Consider the following 2,527-nt stretch of genomic DNA (forward strand, 5'->3'; position numbering starts at 1 on the left):
CGGAAAATGGATGTAATCCATATGAAAGTGAAGAATATCAAATTCTTTTGCTCTTTTCATTACCTCGTTAAGTTGTATAATCTGATATGCAAGTGGATTAACACAGTCTGGATCCATTCGCAGGCATCGTTCCACGGTCGGTACAAGTTCTGCACTTGAACAAGAGTCGCCGCTTGCAAATAATGTTACCTGATGCCCCATTTTTACAAGCTCTTCTGTTAAATAATGGACGACCCTTTCCGTGCCACCATAAAATTTTGGAGGAACAGATTCAATAAGGGGGGCTATTTGTGCAATTTTCATAGGTAAAATTATTTTGAGAATTTACAGTTATATGCAGGCTATTTGTTGCCCACATCCCTTCTAAATATGTATAATCCCGATTAAGGAGATTTTAACGAAAGCTGCAGATAAGACTTGCTCTATATCTTACGTAATGATTAACATACCGAAAAAATAATACAACTAATAAAAATAAGTAGGAGGCCTTATATGTTGCTCTTTCGTTTTCATGAAATTTTGTATTTATAGCATGGAATTTAAATCTTCCCCTTTACAAGGATTACAGTTTTACTGGGTGATAATTACCAACTGACTTTAGCTTTAAGAGGGCTGACTAGTTTGCTTATTTTTTATTGCATCCCTGATTTCGGTAAGAAGACGCTCTTCATTAGAAGGTGGCGTTGGTGGAGCGGGCTTTTCCGCATGTTTTCTTTTAAGGTCATTAATCCCTTTGACCATTATAAAAATTACCAATGCTAAAAGAAGGAAATTGACTACTACCGTGATAAAATTTCCGTAGGCGAAAATATCTGCATCAGGCACTTTTCGGGCGTCTGCAAGCGAAAGCTTCCTTGCCGCATGTCCATTTAAATCTATCCATAGTTTTGTGAAATCGGGCTGTCCGGTTATCTTGGATACGATGGGCATTATTAAATCATCTATCACACTTGTAACAATTTTTCCGAACGCTGTGCCTATTATTACGCCAACTGCCAGATCGATAACATTTCCTTTGATGGCAAAATCCTTAAATTCTTTTATAAACCCCATTTGACTAAGTTTTAATTCATCAGATAGATCATTTTAATAGGAAATGTTTTTCAATCTTTCATCCTGTGGCTGTTCAAGCCCAAAAACGTGAAAACAGTAGGAGTTTTCACGTTTTTAAATATCCTTCGCCCTCTATAAAGACTTCTTGCTGCCAAATAGATTGGCAATAATTATTATAACTCCTACAATGAGCAAAAGATGAATAAGAAATCCTGTGACATGATACAAAAGAAAACTAAACACCCAGCCGATAATTAATAATATACCGATAACAAATAATAGCGCTTTCATAATTTTTATTTTTTAAATTAATAATCAAATTACAGATGTACATTTCAAATATTCTTTTGCAAGAACTGTATTCTATATTCCAATAATTTTATCAGTGGTCTTTTCATTTCAAAATATAATAATCTGCATGTTTTTAGAGTTGAAGCATTTTGTGAATCATTGAGTGTTTTTTTATTGTACAAAATAATCTTGTTAACCATTAATAATCTCTCCTCCGTTGGGATGTAATACTTGTCCTGTCATATAGCTAGAATCGTCCGATGCGAGAAAAAGATAACAGGGTGCCACTTCTTGCGTTTGACCCGCTCTCTTCATCGGTACATCGGTACCAAATGTTTTAATCTTATCTTCAGAAAAAGAAGAGGGGATAAGTGGTGTCCAAATGGGACCGGGAGCCACCCCATTTACCCGAATCTCTCTTTCTATTAGAGCGGTTGAAAGGGATCTGGTGAAGGCCACTAACGCCCCTTTAGTAGAAGAATAATCTATTAAAGATTTACTTCCTCTGTATGCCGTTACAGAAGTCGTATTAATGATACAACTGCCTTTTTTCATATAGGGTAGAGCAGCCGCCGTCATGTAAAAAGCGGAGAATACATTCGTGCTAAACGTTCTGATTAACTGGTCTTTGGAAATATCTTCCGGATTTTTTTGTGGATATTGAACAGCAGCATTATTTATCAGGATATTAATTTTTCCAAACTTAAGGATGGTCTGTTCAATAACTTTTTTGCAGAAATTTTCCTTTGCGATATCCCCGGATAAAAATAACGTTTGCACACCTCTCTCTAAAATTTCTTGTTCCGTCTTATGAGCATCTTTATGCTCCCGTAGATAAACGACGACGATATTCGCTCCGTGTTCTGCAAATAATAAAGCTATCGCTTTTCCGATTCCACTGTCCCCACCTGTAATGATGGCAATTTTGCCTGCTAGCTTTTTGCCTGGTTCACTAATAGGATGAGAAATTGGTTTTGGCTTCATGGTTGTTTCAGTTCCGGGCTGATGTTTTTGTTTTTGGGCCGGGAATCCTTTCTTAGGACTCTTTTTGTTTTTTTTATTCTCTTCCGATTCTGAATTACTCTATTTTCTTTTAGTTTTTTTTGCCAAGGATGGTTGTATCTTTTTAATATCTGCCTTGTTTATGCTTTCTTGATCTTTATATAATGAGAGGATTATTTAA

General features: G+C 36.0%; 4 protein-coding genes. All 4 read right to left on the reverse strand.

Features of this window, described 5'->3' with window-relative positions; translation table 11 throughout:
• Positions 1–303, reverse strand: a 303-nt coding sequence (locus ACQR30_RS01190) for a glycosyltransferase (protein ID WP_429730096.1), incomplete at its 3' end; no start/stop codon positions are given.
• A 300-nt stretch (positions 304–603) separates the two neighbouring features.
• Complete coding sequence (mscL, locus tag ACQR30_RS01195) at positions 604–1,053, reverse strand: large conductance mechanosensitive channel protein MscL (RefSeq protein ID WP_429730098.1); 450 nt, start codon at positions 1,051–1,053, stop codon at positions 604–606.
• Positions 1,054–1,185: 132 nt separating this feature from the next.
• Positions 1,186–1,344, reverse strand: a complete 159-nt coding sequence (locus tag ACQR30_RS01200) for a lmo0937 family membrane protein (protein WP_429730100.1) — start codon at positions 1,342–1,344, stop codon at positions 1,186–1,188.
• Positions 1,345–1,536: 192 nt separating this feature from the next.
• Positions 1,537–2,328 carry an SDR family oxidoreductase gene (locus ACQR30_RS01205; protein WP_429730103.1) on the reverse strand — a complete coding sequence of 264 codons (792 nt, stop codon included), beginning with the start codon at positions 2,326–2,328 and terminating at the stop codon, positions 1,537–1,539.
• Positions 2,329–2,527 lie beyond the last annotated feature (199 nt).

Source organism: Arachidicoccus sp. (genome assembly GCF_050436765.1).
In the GTDB taxonomy this organism is placed as follows: domain Bacteria; phylum Bacteroidota; class Bacteroidia; order Chitinophagales; family Chitinophagaceae; genus Arachidicoccus.

Excerpts from the sequence above, each read along its gene's own strand:
- ACQR30_RS01205 (WP_429730103.1), bottom strand. The coding sequence starts at position 2,328 with ATGAAGCCAAAACCAATTTCTCATCCTATTAGTGAACCAGGCAAAAAG.
- mscL (WP_429730098.1), bottom strand. The coding sequence starts at position 1,053 with ATGGGGTTTATAAAAGAATTTAAGGATTTTGCCATCAAAGGAAATGTT.
- ACQR30_RS01200 (WP_429730100.1), bottom strand. The coding sequence starts at position 1,344 with ATGAAAGCGCTATTATTTGTTATCGGTATATTATTAATTATCGGCTGG.